This is a genomic window from Paenacidovorax caeni, from assembly GCF_001298675.1.
Lineage (GTDB): Bacteria > Pseudomonadota > Gammaproteobacteria > Burkholderiales > Burkholderiaceae_C > Paenacidovorax > Paenacidovorax caeni.
Map to the genome: position 1 here is coordinate 36,123 of NZ_CYIG01000013.1, position 16,008 is coordinate 52,130.

Here is a 16,008-nt window from a genome sequence, read left to right on the forward strand (position 1 = left end):
GGCCCCGGCGTGAACATCCTCTCGATTCAATCCCACGTGTCCTATGGACACGTCGGCAACTCGGCCGCCGTGTTTCCGCTGCAGCGCCTGGGGCACGAGGTGTGGCCGGTGCACACCGTCAACTTCTCCAACCACACGGGCTACGGCGCATGGGGCGGCTCCGCCATTGCAGCCAGCGAGGTGACGGCGATCATCGATGCTATGCAAGCGCGTGGCGCGCTGGCGCAGGTCGACGTGGTGCTCAGCGGCTACCAGGGCGGCACCGACATTGCTGGCGCCATCCTCGACGCGGTGGCGCGCGTCAAGGCGCTGAACCCGCGCGCCAGCTACACCTGCGACCCGGTGATGGGCAACGCCCGGTCCGGCTGCTTCGTCAACCCGGCCATTCCGGCGCTGCTGCGTGAGCGCGTGGTGCCCGCTGCCGACCTGGTGACGCCGAACCAGTTCGAGCTGGGCACCCTGGCCGGGTGCGAGGCCACCACACTCGCCTCCACCCTGCAGGCCGTGGATGCCGTGATGGCCATGGGCCCGCAGACCGTGCTGGTGACCAGTGTGGAGCGGCCAGAACGTGCGCCCGGCACGCTGGAGATGCTGGCGGCCGATGCCAACGGCGCCTGGCTGGTGGCCACGCCCCACCTGCCGTTCAAGGCCAATGGCTCGGGCGACGTGACGGCGGCGCTGTTCACCGCACACTACCGCAGCAGCGGCAGTGCCGCCGCGGCGCTGGCACGCACCACCGCCAGCGTGTTCGAGCTTCTACAGATGACGCTGCAGTCGGGCGCGCGCGAGCTGCAACTCGTTCAGGCGCAAGAGGCCTACGTACACCCGCGCCAAACCTTCGAGGTACGGCAGGTACGCTGAAAAATCCAGGGGTCAGGGCTTGCCGGTGCTGTCCGCCGACTCCGGCAGTGGCGCCGCGTGTGCCGCGCGCGCTGCCCACAGTTTGCGCAACTGCGCCAGCTCGGCGTCGAAGCGCTGGTGCACGTTGCGCTTCTCCTGCGCCTGCCCGGCCACGAAGCGCTGCTGCTCGGCCATGGCGTCGTCGTTCTCGGCGATGGCGCGGCGCAGGTGCATGGGCGCCTTGTTCGGCTCGCGCGCGTAGAACTCCATCTCGGTGTCAAACTTCTTGCGCTGCACCTGCAGCTCAACCATGCGCTTCTCGGCCACGGCCGTGAGCTGGTCCACCTGCTCCAGCGCGGCGGCACGCTCGGCATCGTGCGCGGCCTGGTTCGGGTAGCGCGCCACCAGGGCACGCTCGCGGCGGCGCTCCTCGTTCGCGCGGGCCTGTTCCTCGACCTCCTTGCGGCGCTGGGCCTCACGCGCGGCGCGCTCCTGGTCGGTCAGTACCGGTCCAAGGCGCTCACGCACCATGCCCGAGGGGCTGAGCACGCGCTGCTCGCGGTCGGCACACTCGGGAATCGGGCGATCCGCCGTAATGCGGCGGCCGCTGGCATCAATGCAGCTGTAAATGCTGGAAGGGCCCGCCGCTTTCTGCGCCTGCGCCCCCACGCCCAGGCTGGCCAGCCAGAGCCCCACTGCGATGATGCGCGCCGCTTGTGTCAAGTCATGTCCCTTCGTCTACTCCGTAGCGCTGGCGGTAGGCTAGCACACGCCCATGGTGGGCCTGCATGGCATCGCCCCCGCTGGCTTGCAAGTAAAGCAATAAATCAGCCAGCTTGGCAATCGCACAAACCTGCATGCCGAGCTGGCCGCGCACGTACTGCACTGCACTGTATGCCACGTCCTGGCCATTCTCGGTGGCCATCTCCTGGCGGTCCAGCGCGATGGCCACGGCATGCGGCGTGGCCCCTGCGGCGCGGATCAGCGCGATCGACTCGCGCGCTGCGGTGCCTGCGCTCATCACGTCGTCCACGATCAGCACACGTCCGCGCAGCGGTGCGCCCACCAGCGTGCCACCCTCCCCGTGGTCCTTGGCCTCCTTGCGGTTGTAGGCGAAAGGCACGTTGCGCCCCAGCCGCGCCAGTTCCACGGCCACCGTAGCGGCCAGCGGAATGCCCTTGTACGCCGGGCCGAAAACCATGTCGAACTCGATGCCACTGGCCACAATGGCTTGTGCATAGAATTGCGCCAAACGGCCCATCTTGGCGCCGTCGTCGAAGAGTCCTGCGTTAAAGAAGTACGGGCTCATACGCCCGGCCTTGGTCTTGAACTCCCCAAACCGCAGCACGCCGGACTCCACCGCGAACCGCACGAACTCCTGCGCCAGACGGGCCTGCTCCGGGCTCTGCGCACCAACATCCACCATGGGAAATTCCTTGTTCAAGTTAACCAGCCTCAATCTCAACGGCATCCGTTCCGCCACCAGCAAAGGCCTGCACGACTGGGTGGCTGCCGAGCGGCCCGATTGTATTTGCGTGCAGGAAATCAAGGCCCAGGCCGCCGACATGGCGGGCCGCTTCGAGGAGCTCGCGGGCATGCACGGGCACTTTCACTTTGCCGAAAAGAAAGGCTACTCCGGCGTCGGCATCTACACGCGCCACCAGCCCAGCGACGTCATCACCGGCTTCGGCCCCGCCGAATTCGACGCCGAGGGCCGCTACGTGGAGCTGCGCTTTGACACCCCCGCGCGCAAGCTCTCGCTCATCAGCGCTTACTTTCCCAGCGGCAGCTCAGGGGAGGAGCGCCAGCAGGCCAAGTACCGCTTCCTCGGCGCCATCCACCCGCACCTGATGCGCCTGAAGGCCGAGCGTGAGTTCATCCTGTGCGGCGACATCAACATCGCACACCAGGCCATCGACCTGAAAAACTGGCGCGGCAACCAGAAAAACAGCGGCTTCCTGCCCGAGGAGCGCGCCTGGATGACAAAGTTGTTAGACAACAATGCGCCCGACGGCGGCATGGTGGACGTCTACCGCCAGCTCCAGCCCACCGCGACCGACGCCTGCTACACATGGTGGAGCAACCGCGGCCAGGCCTATGTCAACAACGTGGGGTGGCGCCTGGACTACCACCTGGCCACCCCGGCACTGGCCCAGCTGGCGCGCACCGAGGCCATCTACAAAGGCCAGAAGTTCAGCGACCACGCACCCATCACCATCGGCTACGAGTTGGCGCTGTAGCGCCCAACGGACAAACGGGCCGCGCAGCAATCGCCCGTGGGCCCACCGATAGCCAAGCGTGGCCACGGCAAGCACAATGCAGCGCTGAGCCCCCCATAAGCCGCTGCCGCGCCCATGACCACCAACACCCCCCTGCCCATCGAACGCCCCACCAACCCGCAGGCGCTGTGGGATCTGGTGAGCGCCAACGACGCAGCGCCGCGCCATACGCTGCGCCACCTGGGCCAGGCGCTGGTGAGCCACGGGCTGGTGACGCAGGAACAATTGCAGGCCGCGCTGCAAACCCAGCAAGCGCAGGAGCAAAGTGGCCAGCGGCACTTGCTGGGGCGATTGCTGGTGGAATCCGGCGTGCTAAACGAGGAGCAGCTGCGCGGCGTCATCAGTGCGTGGCTGGGCCAGCATACGGTCGATCCGGCGCTGCTGCCCGCTGACTCGGGTGCGCTGGTGCTGGTGCCGCGCGCCACGGCAGAGCAGGCGCAGGTGCTGCCGCTGATGCTGCGCGACGATGCCGTGGTGGTGCTGATGAACGACCCCTGGGACAAGCGGGTGCTGGACCAGCTGCGCTTCATGACGCAGCGGCGCGTGATCCCGGCACTGGCGGCGCCGGGCACGCTGATGCCCGCCATCCAGCGCGCTTACCGGGCACTGCAAGGCAACGGCCAGGGCGGCCAGCGCGCCTCGGCACGCGATCTGGCCGTCGATCTGGGCAGCTCCAGCGACGCCCCGCAGGCCGAGCGCAACGACATCGTCAGCGAGTCCGACAACACGCTGGTGCGCCTGGTCAACTCGGTGATCGAGGAGGCCATTGCCCAGGGCGCATCGGACATCCACATCGAAACCGAACCCGCGCCGCGCAACGTGCGCATTCGCCTGCGCGTCGATGGCGACCTGCGCCCCTACCTGGATTTGCAGGCGCGCTTTCGCTTCGCACTGGTGGCGCGCATCAAGATCATGGCCGGGCTGGACATTTCGGAGCACCGCAAACCGCAGGACGGCAAGATCGACTTCAGCCGCTTCGGCGGCTCGAAGGTGGAGCTGCGCGTGGTCACCGTGCCCACGCACCAGGGGCTGGAAGACGTGGTGCTGCGCGTGCTGGCCAGCCACAAGCCGCTGCCGCTGGAGCAGATCGGGCTGAGCACGGACAACCTGGCCCAGTTGCGCGCGGCGGTGCACAAAAGCTACGGCCTGATCCTGGTCTGCGGCCCTACCGGCAGCGGCAAAACGACCACGCTGCACTCGGTGGTCCGTGAGATCAACACGCCCGAACGCAAGATCTGGACAGCGGAAAACCCCATCGAAATTACCCAGGAGGGCCTGCGCCAGGTGGAGGTGAACCCACGCATCGGCTGGACCTTCGCGGCGGCGATGCGCTCGTTCCTGCGTGCCGACCCCGACGTGGTCATGATCGGCGAGATGCGCGACGAAGAGACGGCTGGCATTGCCATCGAGGCCTCATTGACCGGCCACCTGGTGCTCTCCACGCTGCACACCAACTCCGCCCCCGAAAGCGTGGCGCGGCTGCTGGAGATCGGCATGGACCCGTTCACCTTCTCCGACGCGCTCGTCGCCATCCTGGCCCAGCGCCTGGTGCGCAAGCTGTGCACCCACTGCCGCGAGCGCGCGCCGCTGACCGCCGACGCCCTGAACCAACTGGCCGAGCAGTACCTGGAGAGCGGCACCACGGTCAGCGCCGAGGATGCCGCGCACGCCCGCGCGGCACTGGTCAGCACCTGGGTGCGCGGGCTGCAGGCGCAGGGCACGCCACCCGCGCTGTGGCGGCGCGTGGGCTGTGCGCAGTGCGACGGCACGGGCTACAAAGGGCGCATGGGCATCCATGAACTGATGTGCAGCGACGACGCCATCCGCGGCCATATCCGCCGGCGCGAGTCGGCCCACGACATTCGCCGCTCGGCGCTGCGCGCGGGCATGAAGACGCTGCGCCAGGACGGCATCGACAAGGTGCTGCAGGGCCTGACCGACATACAGGAAGTGCTCGCCGCGTCAAACCAGTGACGCGCGCCTTCGGCCCGCCCTGCGCTGGTGGGCCCACAATCGGGGGCCATGCTGCACTACCACACCATCCCCGTCACGGCCTTCCAGCAGAACTGCTCGCTCGTCTGGTGCGACCAGACCCTGGAGGCGGCCGTCATCGACCCGGGCGGCGACCTCGACCACATCCTGGCGCAGGCGCAGCACCTGGGCGTCACGCTCAAGGCCATCTGGCTCACCCACGCGCACATCGACCACGCGGGTGGCACGGGTGAACTGGCGCGCCGGCTCGATCTGCCCATCGTCGGCCCCCAAGAGGGCGACCAGTTCTGGATCGACGGCCTGCCGCAGCAAAGCACGATGTTCGGCTTTCCGCCCGCCCTGCCCTTCACGCCCACGCGCTGGCTGCAGGACGGCGACACGGTGACCATCGGCCAGGAGACCGTGCACGTGCGCCACTGCCCCGGGCACACGCCAGGCCACGTGGTGTTCCACGCGCCGCAGATCCAGCGCTGCTTCGTCGGCGACGTGCTGTTCGCGGGCAGCATCGGGCGCACCGACTTCCCGCAGGGCAACCACATGCAGCTGATCGACAGCATCACGCAGCGCCTGTGGCCCATGGGCGATGAGACCGTGTTCATCCCCGGCCACGGCCCGGAAAGCACCTTCGGGCGCGAGCGCCGCAGCAACCCCTACGTGGGCGGGACCTGAAACCCACCAAATTGCTGCATTATTTATAGCTGCCAGCGCTTACCCAGTAAGCGCTGGCAGCCCTTTTGATGCCTAACGCCCGAGTTCCTTGGCGCTGACCCCGGCGATCCCCCAGTTCTCCTTGGGCACCTCCTGAATCCACACGCGCACGTTGGCGATGGGCGCACCGGTGGCATCGACCAGGGCCTGGCTGACTTTTTCGATCACGGCCTTCTTCTGCTCTTCGGTGCGGCCTTCAATGAGGTAAATCTGTGCGAATGGCATGGCGCTTGGCTCCTTTCACGCCGGGGCATCGCGCCCGGGCGCCGCAGCCATTGGGAGCGGCTCAACACGCGCTTTCATGAAGCGCTGCTGTCCGGCCACGACTCGCCCTGGACGCTGCGCGTGCTGCGCCAGCTCTCGCGCCACACCGAGCGCTACCGCAGCTTCGCCATGGCACTGCCCGGCGCCGTGCGCGACGTGCACGCCGAGCACACCGAAATCTTCCACTACGCCCTGGCCGGGCAAGACGCGCGCGCCGCGCTGGCGCTGGAGGCGCACATCCGCACCACGCCCGACCTGCTCATCCAGGCGCTGCGCGCCGGGCGCGTGTCGCTACCCGGCAGCGGTGAACGGGCAAGCTCCTGAATCAATAGCTGTTAGCGCTTGACTGGAAAGGGCTAGCAGCCAATTTGGCGCTCAATGCCGCGACTGCTGGTACAGCCCCTGCACCTTGGGCACGTTCTGCTGCAGCTCGCGGATGCGCTCCGGCCCCGACGGGTGGGTGGACAAGAAGGCGATGCCACCGCTGCCCCCGGTGGCCTGGCCCATCTTCTGCCACAGGCGCACCGCGGCCTGCGGGTCGAAGCCGGCGCGCGCGGCCAGTTCCAGGCCGACGAGGTCGGCCTCGGTTTCATCGGATCGGCTGAACTTCAGCGACAGCAGCTGCGTACCCAGGTTGGCCGCCGTGTTCCCCAGCTCTCCCAGGCCCAGCAGCTTGGCCCCCAGCGACAGGCCGATGCCCGTGGCCTGTGTCTTGGCCAGGCGCTCGCGCGCGTGCTCGCGCAGCGCGTGGGCCATCTCGTGGCCCATGACCATGGCGGTTTCGTCATCGGTCAAGCGGAGCTGGTCCAGGATGCCGGTGAAGAACGCAATCTTGCCGCCAGGCATGCAGAAGGCATTGATCTGCTTGCTGCCAATCAGGTTGACCTCCCAGCGCCACGCGCGCGCACGCTCGTTCCACGGCGCAGCGAACGGAATGAGGCGCTTTGCAATGGCGCGTAACCGCGTCAGCTGTGGGTTGCCGTCGGCCGCCAGCGCCCCCTGGGCGCGCGCCTGCGCCAGCATCTGACCGTACTGCTGCACGGCAGAGCGCTCCAGCGACTCGGCCGGCACCAGGCGGCGCATACTGGAGGCGCTGCCCACCTCCACCTGCGCCAGCGCGGGGCCGGCCACGGCCGCGCCCGCGGCCAGCAGAAAGCCGCGCCGCGCGTTCCAGGGCGACGCCTTGGCCGCGCACAGCGCGCAGCCGCTATGGGAGGGAAAGGAGAGCTCGTGCATGGCAGGCCAGATGGGGGCAAAAGCGCATTCTTACAGGCCCCGCGCCGGCGCGCCCTGCAGGCGGCTCAGGCAGCGGCGCTTTCACGCGGCGCACGAAACGCCGTGGGCCGCAGCTCCGCGCGAATCACCCCCATCAGCCCCAGCATGACCAGGCCCAGGCCGCACCAGGCCACCAGCGGCTGCTGCTCACCCACGATCAACACCGCCAACACGAACGCCGCCACCGGCTCGATGAGGGTCAGCGTCACCCCGGTGGCGCCCGAGATGCTGCGCAGCCCATGCGAGAAAGCGACGTAGGCCAGCCCCGACACGACGATGCCCAGGTACACCACCACGGCCAGCGCCGCCGGGCTCCACTGCGGCGCCCCGGCCAGCGCCCACGCCAGCGGACAGGCCAGCAGCGCCGCCCCGGTGAACACGCGCTGGTTCACCTGGCCGGGTGCGTAGGCGGCCACCAGGCGCTTGTTCACCAGCGCGTAGCTGGCGTACCACAGCCCGGCGGCCAGGCACAGGGCCAGCCCGGTCCATGAAAGCGCCACGGCCGCGCCTTTGCTCAGCACCATGGCCACGCCCCCTGCCACGCTCACCGCCGTGCCCAGCCACCACAGGGGCGACGGCGCCGCACGCAGCAGCAGCGCCTGGATGAGCCCGGCCCAGATCGGGCTGCTGCCAATGGCCACGGCCGTGCCCACGCCCACGCCCGTCAGGCGCACCCCGGCATAGAACGTGATGCTGTAGCCCGCCACGCCCGCCGAGGCCAGCAGCCACAGCCCCGGCGGCACATGCGGCCGGGGCGTTGCGGCGGGCTGGGGCGCGGCCGCGCCGCGCGCCACGGCCTGCACCAGGGCGAAGAACAGGCTGGCCACGGCCAGCTGGGCCGCCCCGACCCAGAAGGGCGACAGGGCACCAGCGCCCAGGCTCTGGGCCGTGCCGGTGGTGCCCCACAAAATGGACGCGAGGGCCACCAGGGCCACGCCGCGACCGGAGTGCGATGCGAATGTCATGGCGCCCATGGTGCCTGCCAACGCGCGCAGAAATGTCGAGCAACGCGCAAAGTCATCGCCCGGATATTTGGTGTGGAAAATGCCTCTAGCGCTTATCCAGCAAGCGCTGGCAGCTCTCATAAAAGGAGCTACTCAGCGCGCTGTTTGCGCAGCGCCCGTGCGCCCACACCGCGCTCGCGCCTGAGCGCATAGGCCAGGGCGCTGGCGCTGGCGTAGCCGCACTGCAGCGCCGCGGTCTCCAGCGGCAGGCCGCGCGCCAGCAGGGCCTCGGCCCGGTCCAGGCGCAGGCCGCGCAACCATTCCTGGGGCGTGCGCCCGGCCAGCTCACGCAGCCGCGCGTGAAAGCGCTGCGGGCTCAGGTGGCATAGCGCTGCCAGCCGCGCCGTGGGCCAGTCCTCGTGCAGCGCTGCCTGCACCGCCTGTGCCAGCCGGGCCACGTCCACACCCCGGCGAGCAATCACCCCGGGGGCCTGCAGCACCTGGGCCACGCGCGCGGCGGCATCCGGCGCCAGCGCCGCGCCCGCACGCCAGCCCGGCGGCACGGCAAAGCGGCGCACCCGCGCCAGACCGGCCTGGTCGGGCGCGTCAATGACGAACAGGCGCGAGGCCGGGGCGGCCAGGTAGCCATGCGCGGCCCCGGCCGGAATGACGATGCCGCAGGCCGTGTCGACGAAGGCCGCGCGCCCGGCAATCTCCAGCTCCATGCGCCCGTGCAGCGCGTACAGGATCTGCGCATAGCCATGCGCGTGCGCGGCATGCTCGCCGCTGTAGCGGCGCACCGAGCAACTGGGCTCCAGGAGCGAACGAACCTCTGACATAGGCCAAATAGTAGTAGGAGTGGCCCGGGCCCGACGGGATAATGCCCCGGCCTTCTCTGCCCTGCCCCGCCCCATGCCCGAACAAGCCACCGCATCCCCTACACCGCGCCGCAGCTGGCTGGACACGCTGCGCGTCTACACCGAACCGGCCAGCCTGCGCATGCTGGCGCTGGGCTTTTCCGCCGGGCTGCCGCTGCTGCTGGTGCTGGGCACGCTGTCGTTCTGGCTGCGCGAGGCGGGCATTGACCGCACCACCATCGGCTACCTGAGCTGGGTGGGGCTGGCCTACGCCTTCAAGTGGGTGTGGTCCCCGCTGGTGGACCGCATGCCGCTGCCGCTGCTCACGCGCTGGCTGGGGCGGCGGCGCAGCTGGCTGCTGCTGGCGCAGGGCATGGTGGTGGCCGGGCTGGTGGGCATGGCCTTCAACGACCCGCAGCAGGCGCTGAGCCCGCTGGTGTGGTGCGCGCTGGCGGTGGCCTTTGGCTCGGCCACGCAGGACATTGCCCTCGACGCCTTCCGCATCGAGTCGGCCGACGCCGACCGCCAGGCGGCCCTGGCCGCCACCTACCAAACGGGCTACCGCCTGGCCATGATCTGGGCCGGCGCGGGCGTGCTGTGGCTGGCCGCGCGCTCCGAAGCCAGTGGCGTGACCGGCTACCAGGCCGGCGCCTGGCACATGGCCTACCTGGCCATGGCGGCATCGATGGCGGTGGGCGTGCTCACCGTGCTGCTCTCGCCCGAGCCCAAGGCGCGCCCGCTGCCGCCTGCACGCGGCCTGGCCGAGTGGCTGCGCGGCGCGCTGGTCGATCCGTTTGCCGACTTCATTGGCCGCTACCGCTGGCACGCGCTGCTGGTGCTGGGGCTGATCGCGGTGTACCGCATCGCCGACGTGGTGATGGGCATCATGGCCAACCCGTTCTACGTGGACATGGGCTTCACCAAGGACGAAGTGGCCGCCGTGACCAAGGTCTACGGCGTGGTGATGACGCTGGGCGGCGCCTTCGTGGGTGGTGCCATGGCCATGCGCTGGGGCGTGATGCGCGTGCTCATGCTCGGCGCACTGCTGTCGGCGGGCAGCAACCTGCTGTTCGCCTGGCTGGCCACACGCGGGCACGACCTGTACGGGCTGATCTTCGTCGTCAGCGCCGACAACCTGGCCGGCGGCATTGCCTCGGCGGCGTTCATCGCCTACCTGTCGAGCCTGACCAACGTGCAGTACTCGGCCACGCAGTACGCGCTGTTCAGCTCCATGATGCTGCTGTTTCCGAAATGGCTGGCGGGCTTTTCCGGGCGCTTCGTCGATGCGCACGGCTATGCCGACTTCTTCACGGCCACGGCCTTCCTGGGCCTGCCGGTGCTGGTGCTGGTGGCACTGGCATCACGGGTCAAAAGCACCTCTAGCCCTTGATGGACAAGCGCTAGCAGCTATCGAAACGAAAGCATCTTTACCCGCGCTTTACACCCGCTTCAACACCGCGAGATACCGACCTTGCAGGATGGCCGCATGAACACACACCTGTTGATGATCGAAGACGACCATCGCCTGGCGCAGATGGTTGCCGAATACCTGGGGCACAACGGGCTGCAGGTGGCGCACCAGGCCGATGGCACCAGCGGGCTGGCGCAACTGCAAAGCCCCGACACGGGCAGCCTGCCGGACCTGGTGATCCTCGACCTGATGCTGCCCGACATGGACGGACTGGAAGTGTGCCGCCGTATCCGCGCCCTGCCCGGCCCGGCGGCGCAGGTGCCGGTGCTGATGCTCACCGCCAAGGGCGACCCGATGGACCGCATCATCGGCCTGGAACTGGGCGCCGACGACTACCTGCCCAAGCCCTTCGAGCCGCGCGAGCTGCTGGCGCGCATCCGCGCCATCCTGCGCCGGCGCGGCGATGGCGGCACGCCGGCTGCGGGCCAGTCGCTGCGCTTCGGCTCGCTGGAGATCGACCGCGACGCGCGCACCGTCACCGTGGGCGGGCAGGTGGCCGACCTGACCTCGTACCAGTTCGACCTGCTCGTGACCCTGGCCGAACGCGCCGGCCGCGTGCTGACACGCGACCAGATCATGGAAGCCGTGCGCGGGCGCGAGCTGGAGGCGTTCGACCGCTCCATCGACGTGCACATGGGCCGCATCCGCGCGGCCATCGAGGCCGACCCGAAAAGCCCCAAACGCATCCTGACCGTGCGCGGCGTGGGCTACGTCTTCGCCAAGCAGCAAGAGTGAGCCCCGGCAGCAACATGTCGTTGTTCCGCGCCTTCTCCCAGCGCCTGTACCTGCGCATCTGGCTCGCCGTGGTGGGTGGCGTGGCCGTGCTCACGCTGCTCGTGGGCTGGGCCTGGCGCATCGCGGCGGAGCAGAACAGCCAGGCCATGGCGCCACCGCCGCGCGAGATCGTGCTGCGCAACGCCACCGGTGAGCCGCTGCTGGCGGGCCAGGCCATGCGCCTGCCCGGGCCGCCGGAAGAAGGCATCACCATGCGCATCGAGGCGGCGGACGGCAACGTCTACCACCTGCAGATGTCGCCGCGCCGCGAGCGCGGCGGCCCGGGCGGCCCGCACCGCAGCCCCGAGGCCGCTTTCTGGCTGCGCCCGCCGTTCGGGTTCCTGTGGATGCTCGGACTGGTGAGTCTGGCCGTGGTGGTGGGCGTGTTCCCCATCATCCGCCGCCTGCTGCAGCGCCTGGAAATGCTGCAGCGCAGCGTGCAGCGCTTTGGCGAGGGCGACCTCTCCGTGCGCGTGCCCGAGGGCGGGCAGGACGAAGTGGCCGACCTGGCGCGCCAGTTCAACGCCTCGGCCGCGCGCATCGAGGCGCTGATGACGGCCCACAAATCCCTGCTGGCCAACGCCTCGCACGAACTGCGCTCACCGCTCACGCGCATCCGCATGGGGCTGGAGCTGATGGGGGCGGGCAACGCCCCCTCGCCCGCATTCCGCGAGGAGATCGAGCGCAACATCACCGAGCTGGACCAGCTCATCGACGAAATCCTGCTCGCCAGCCGCCTGGACGCGCGCGAGGCCGACATGGGCACGCTCGAAGCCATCGACCTGGTCGGCCTGGCCGCCGAGGAATGCGCGCGCGTGGGCGCCGAGCTGGACATCGCCCCCGATGCCGTCACGCTGGAAGCGCGGGGCGTGGCCAAACTGCTGCGCCGCGCCGTGCGCAACCTGCTGGAGAACGCGCGCCGCTACAGCCAGGGCGCCATCGAACTGCAGCTGTCGCGCGAAGGCCAGGGCCCCGACGCACGCGCCGTGCTGCGCGTGTGCGACCACGGCCCCGGCGTGCCGCCAGCGCAGCGCGAACGCATCTTCGAGCCCTTCTACCGCCTGCCCGGCGCCAGCGAGCGCGAAGGCGGCGTGGGCCTGGGCCTGGCCCTGGTGCGCTCCATCGCCCAGCGCCACGGCGGCAGCGCGCACTGCACCCACCGGACGGACGGCCAGCCGGGGGCGTGCTTCGTGCTGGCGCTGCCGCTCACACTCTCAAAGTAGGAGCTGCTGGCGCTTTCCCAGCAAGCGATAAGGCCCGATTTGGCTACGTTTCAGCGCACGGGGCGCCAGCGCCAGACCATGAGCCCATACAGCACCGCCCCCAGCACCAAGGCCCCCGCCGCCACGCTCAGCGCCCAGTTAAAGCCCTGCGCCTGCGATGGCGCGCGCACCAGCAGCCAGGCCACCAGGGGCGGCCCCACGATCTGGCCGATGCCGTAGAGCGCGGTGAGCAGCCCGGTGAACCCGGCGCCGGCCTGCGGCCACTGGTGGCGCGCCTCTTGCAGCGCAAAGAAAGTGATGGCCGTGAACGGCAGGCCCAGCAGCAGGCTGCCCAGCGCAAACCCCGCGCGCCCCGGCCACAGCAGCCCCAGGGCAATCGCCGCAGCCTGCACAACATAGGCCCAGGCCAGCAGCACGCGCCGGTCGCGCGCCGGTGAGATGCGCGTGGACAACAGCGCCCCCAGGGCCACGCCCGCGCCAAAAATCGGCCAGAACAGATCCGGCCAGGCCGAGCCTGCGGGCAGCACAGCGCGGGCGATCACCGGCAGGAAAGTCGCCGTCACGATGTAGCCAAAGCCCGCCAGGCCATAGGCCACGGCCAGCAGTGCGCGCTCGGGTGCGCTGCGGGGCGGCGGCACCGCGGCCTGCGCAGCCACCGTCGGCCCCGCGCCGTGCAGCCCCGGCTGCGGTGAGAACGTGCGCCACACACCGGCGCAGAGCATGCACGCCAACAGCGCAAACACGGCCCACCCTTGCGCTGCGGTCCACTGCGCCGCCACCATGGCACTGGCCGACAGGCCGGTGAGCGCAATGCCCAGCCCGGGGCCACAGAACACCATCCCCCCGACGGCAGGTGCATGCAGCTGCGCCAGACGCGCCATGCACCAGTTGACGGTACCTAAAAACACCAGCGCGCTGGTGATGCCCGCCAGCAGCCGCAGCGCAGGCCAGCTGGCGGGCCAGGGCAGCGCCAGGCCCGCTGTGAGCAGCGCCGTGGCGACCAGGCCGGCACGCACCAGCCAGGCGTTCAACGTGGTGATATCGAGCCGGCTGCCCAAGCGACGCAGCAGCCACGGCAAGGCCATGTAGAGCAGCGCACCGGCCAGGTAGCCCGCGTAATTGGCCGTAGCCAGCCAACTGCCCTGGGGAATGTCCACCACGCCATCGTGCAGCATCATGGGCAGCAGCGGGGTGAAGGCAAAGCGGCCGATGCCCATGGCCGAGGCCAGGGCCGCCATGCCGGCGAATGCGATGGTCAGCGGCGTGACGCCGCGGGAAGAAGAAGGGGCGAAGGCCATTGAAAGGACGTGGCGCCGAGCTTGCCAGGCGGTATGGAGAGAGTTAGCATCTTAACAAGAGATTGAATTTCAAATATTCATATTTTAAAAAGATGAATTCCCTTCCGATGGACCTGACCGCGCTGGACATCTTCCGCACCGTGGCGGCCGAGGGCAGCGTCACACGGGCGGCCGAGCGGCTGCAGCGCGCGCAATCCAATGTGACGACGCGCGTGCGCCAGCTCGAAGCCGAGCTGGGCGTGGCGCTGTTCCTGCGCGAAGGCAAGCGCATGGCGCTGACCCCCGAGGGCCTGGTGCTGCTGGACTACGCCCAGCGCCTGCTGGCCTTGGCCGAAGAAGCACGCCAAGCACTGCACCCGGGCCAACCCGCAGGGCGACTGCGCCTGGGCTCGATGGAGAGCACAGCGGCCAGCCGCCTGCCCGCCCCCCTGGCGCGCCTGCATGGGCAGTGGCCTGACATTGCGCTGGAGCTGTGCACGGGCGCCAGCCAGGTGCTGCTGGACAAACTGCGCGCCCACGCACTCGACGCCGTCCTGGTGGCCTGGGCGCCCGGGCAGCCGCCCGATGCGGCGCTGGACAGCGTACCCGTCTTCACCGAAGAGTTGCTGCTGGTGCTACCGGCAGGCCACCCGCCAGTGCAGGGGCCGCAAGACGTGCAGCCCGGCACGCTCGCCGCCTTTGAGCCCGGCTGCACCTACCGGCGCATGGCCGAGGAATGGCTGGCCCCCCGCGCTCAGCCGCTGCGCTTGCTGGAGCTGGGTTCGTACCACGCCATCCTGGCATGCGTGGCGGCGGGCACCTGCGTGGGCGTGGTGCCGCGCTCGGTGCTGGCGCTCGCGCCGCTGCCGCAGCCCCTGGGCCAGCACCTGCTGGCACGTATCGACACGCTGCTGGTCTGGCGCCGCGGCTACCGTTCGGCGGCACTCGATGCACTGCGCCAAGCCCTTGTTTCCTGACCTTTCTTCTCCCCTGTAGGCCCTGCCATGTCTGAATCCTCTGTGCTCGCGGCGCGCGGTGTGCGCCTGCCCCTCGTCCAAGGCCCCATGGCGGGTGCCGACACGGCGCGCCTGGCCGCCGCTGTCTCCCAGGCTGGCGGCCTGGGCATGCTGGGCTGCGGCATGCGCTCGCCCAGCGCCATGCGCGAGGCGGCGGCCGAGGTGCGGCGCCTCACGGCGCAGCCGTTCGGCATCAACCTGTTCGTGCAGGAAACGCCCACGCCCGACCCGGCCACCGTGGCCCAGGCGCTGGAGCAGCTGGTACCGCTGTACGCGCAATGGGGACTGCAACCCAGCGTGCCTGCCCGCTGGTGTGAGGATTTCGGCGCGCAGTTCGAGACGCTGCTGGAACTGCGTCCGGCCTTCGCCAGCTTCACCTTCGGCATCCTGGATGCTGCGCAGGTGCAGCGCCTGCACTCGGCGGGCTGTACCGTGATCGGCACCGCCACCACGGTGCAGGAGGCCCTGGCCTGGGCCGAGGTGGGCGCCGATGCGGTGTGCGCCTCGGGCCTGGAGGCCGGCGGACACCGGGGCACCTTCCTGGGCGACTTCACGGCCGCGCAGGTGGGCACCCTGGCGCTGGTGCCGCAGTGCGTCGATGCACTGGCGCCCCAGGGCGTGGCGGTGATCGCGGCGGGCGGCATCATGGATGGGCGCGGCATGGCCGCCGCGCAGGCCCTGGGCGCCCAGGCGGTACAGATGGGCACGGCCTTCCTGGCCTGCCCCGAGTCGGGCATCGGCCCGGCCTACCGCGCCGCCCTGGCACGGGCCGACGCCACGCAAACACGCATCACCCGTTCCTTCTCGGGCCGCCCGGCGCGGGGCATCACCAACGCGATGATGGCGCGGCTGCAGCCGCTGGAGCACACCTGGCCCGCCTACCCAGTGCACAACGCGCTGATGGGCCCGGTGCGCCGCGCCGCCGCCGAAGCGGACGACAGTGATTACCTGGCCCTGTGGGCGGGCCAGGGCGTGGCAGCCGCACGCGCCCTGCCGGCAGCCGCGCTGGTGCAGGAACTGGTCCGCGAATGGCACGCGGCACGCAAGCAAATGCAGAGCTGAGACACACGAGGCACATGCGCAGGCCC

17 protein-coding genes are annotated in these 16,008 nt (G+C 69.9%); 10 read left to right on the forward strand and 7 right to left on the reverse strand.

The annotated features are described in order from the left end of the window. The first annotated feature begins 9 nt into the window (after window positions 1-9). On the forward strand, window positions 10-861 hold the full coding sequence (pdxY, locus tag BN2503_RS07800; RefSeq protein ID WP_054256091.1) for a pyridoxal kinase PdxY: 852 nt from the start codon (window positions 10-12) through the stop codon (window positions 859-861). Window positions 862-873: 12 nt separating this feature from the next. Here the strand turns inward: pdxY and BN2503_RS07805 are convergent, their stop codons facing one another. Together BN2503_RS07805 and pyrE are read right to left on the reverse strand one after the other, a co-directional pair. Further along, window positions 874-1,563: a hypothetical protein gene (locus tag BN2503_RS07805; protein ID WP_054256092.1), complete on the reverse strand. Its 690-nt coding sequence runs from the start codon at window positions 1,561-1,563 to the stop codon at window positions 874-876. Between the two features lies 1 nt (window position 1,564). After that, the gene (gene pyrE / locus BN2503_RS07810; protein WP_054256133.1) at window positions 1,565-2,266 is read right to left on the reverse strand and encodes an orotate phosphoribosyltransferase; all 702 of its coding nucleotides are present in this window, start codon (window positions 2,264-2,266) and stop codon (window positions 1,565-1,567) included. Window positions 2,267-2,276: 10 nt separating this feature from the next. Between pyrE and BN2503_RS07815 the strand changes: the two genes are divergently transcribed. The 3 genes from BN2503_RS07815 to BN2503_RS07825 all read left to right on the forward strand — a co-directional run bounded on the left by BN2503_RS07815 (window position 2,277) and on the right by BN2503_RS07825 (window position 5,780). Then, window positions 2,277-3,080 (forward strand): exodeoxyribonuclease III, encoded by an 804-nt coding sequence (locus BN2503_RS07815; protein WP_054256093.1) that lies wholly within the window; start codon window positions 2,277-2,279, stop codon window positions 3,078-3,080. A gap of 114 nt (window positions 3,081-3,194) precedes the next feature. Continuing rightward, complete coding sequence (locus BN2503_RS07820) at window positions 3,195-5,093, forward strand: GspE/PulE family protein (RefSeq protein WP_054256094.1); 1,899 nt, start codon at window positions 3,195-3,197, stop codon at window positions 5,091-5,093. Window positions 5,094-5,141: 48 nt separating this feature from the next. Further along, complete coding sequence (locus BN2503_RS07825) at window positions 5,142-5,780, forward strand: MBL fold metallo-hydrolase (protein ID WP_054256095.1); 639 nt, start codon at window positions 5,142-5,144, stop codon at window positions 5,778-5,780. 72 nt (window positions 5,781-5,852) lie between these two features. Here the strand turns inward: BN2503_RS07825 and thmT are convergent, their stop codons facing one another. Continuing rightward, on the reverse strand, window positions 5,853-6,044 hold the full coding sequence (gene thmT, locus BN2503_RS07830; RefSeq protein WP_054256096.1) for a 2-hydroxymuconate tautomerase: 192 nt from the start codon (window positions 6,042-6,044) through the stop codon (window positions 5,853-5,855). A gap of 27 nt (window positions 6,045-6,071) precedes the next feature. Here thmT and BN2503_RS07835 point away from each other — a divergent pair, with 27 nt between their 5' ends. Beyond that, a complete protein-coding gene (locus BN2503_RS07835) occupies window positions 6,072-6,407 on the forward strand; it encodes an FCD domain-containing protein (RefSeq protein WP_267887045.1) in 336 nt (111 codons plus the stop codon). A gap of 51 nt (window positions 6,408-6,458) precedes the next feature. Here BN2503_RS07835 and BN2503_RS07840 read toward each other — a convergent pair whose 3' ends face one another. From BN2503_RS07840 to BN2503_RS07850, 3 genes are all read right to left on the reverse strand, one after another. Next, on the reverse strand, window positions 6,459-7,319 hold the full coding sequence (locus tag BN2503_RS07840; RefSeq protein WP_054256097.1) for a M48 family metallopeptidase: 861 nt from the start codon (window positions 7,317-7,319) through the stop codon (window positions 6,459-6,461). A gap of 65 nt (window positions 7,320-7,384) precedes the next feature. Then, on the reverse strand, window positions 7,385-8,323 hold the full coding sequence (locus BN2503_RS07845; RefSeq protein ID WP_233495027.1) for a DMT family transporter: 939 nt from the start codon (window positions 8,321-8,323) through the stop codon (window positions 7,385-7,387). Window positions 8,324-8,451: 128 nt separating this feature from the next. Continuing rightward, window positions 8,452-9,141, reverse strand: coding sequence for a helix-turn-helix domain-containing protein (locus BN2503_RS07850; protein WP_054256099.1), 690 nt, complete (start codon window positions 9,139-9,141; stop codon window positions 8,452-8,454). A 73-nt stretch (window positions 9,142-9,214) separates the two neighbouring features. On the opposite strand from BN2503_RS07850, the gene BN2503_RS07855 reads away from it, so the two are divergent. The 3 genes from BN2503_RS07855 (at window position 9,215) to BN2503_RS07865 (ending at window position 12,627) form a co-directional block, all read left to right on the forward strand. Then, window positions 9,215-10,549, forward strand: coding sequence for an AmpG family muropeptide MFS transporter (locus BN2503_RS07855; RefSeq protein ID WP_082366528.1), 1,335 nt, complete (start codon window positions 9,215-9,217; stop codon window positions 10,547-10,549). A 96-nt stretch (window positions 10,550-10,645) separates the two neighbouring features. Further along, complete coding sequence (locus BN2503_RS07860; protein WP_054256101.1) at window positions 10,646-11,365, forward strand: response regulator; 720 nt, start codon at window positions 10,646-10,648, stop codon at window positions 11,363-11,365. A gap of 14 nt (window positions 11,366-11,379) precedes the next feature. Beyond that, a complete protein-coding gene (locus BN2503_RS07865) occupies window positions 11,380-12,627 on the forward strand; it encodes a HAMP domain-containing sensor histidine kinase (protein WP_054256134.1) in 1,248 nt (415 codons plus the stop codon). 50 nt (window positions 12,628-12,677) lie between these two features. Here the strand turns inward: BN2503_RS07865 and BN2503_RS07870 are convergent, their stop codons facing one another. Beyond that, window positions 12,678-13,925: a YbfB/YjiJ family MFS transporter gene (locus BN2503_RS07870; protein WP_054256102.1), complete on the reverse strand. Its 1,248-nt coding sequence runs from the start codon at window positions 13,923-13,925 to the stop codon at window positions 12,678-12,680. A 107-nt stretch (window positions 13,926-14,032) separates the two neighbouring features. On the opposite strand from BN2503_RS07870, the gene BN2503_RS07875 reads away from it, so the two are divergent. Together BN2503_RS07875 and BN2503_RS07880 are read left to right on the forward strand one after the other, a co-directional pair. Further along, window positions 14,033-14,881 (forward strand): LysR substrate-binding domain-containing protein, encoded by an 849-nt coding sequence (locus BN2503_RS07875; RefSeq protein ID WP_054256103.1) that lies wholly within the window; start codon window positions 14,033-14,035, stop codon window positions 14,879-14,881. 27 nt (window positions 14,882-14,908) lie between these two features. Next, window positions 14,909-15,982 (forward strand): NAD(P)H-dependent flavin oxidoreductase, encoded by a 1,074-nt coding sequence (locus tag BN2503_RS07880; RefSeq protein ID WP_054256104.1) that lies wholly within the window; start codon window positions 14,909-14,911, stop codon window positions 15,980-15,982. Window positions 15,983-16,008 lie beyond the last annotated feature (26 nt).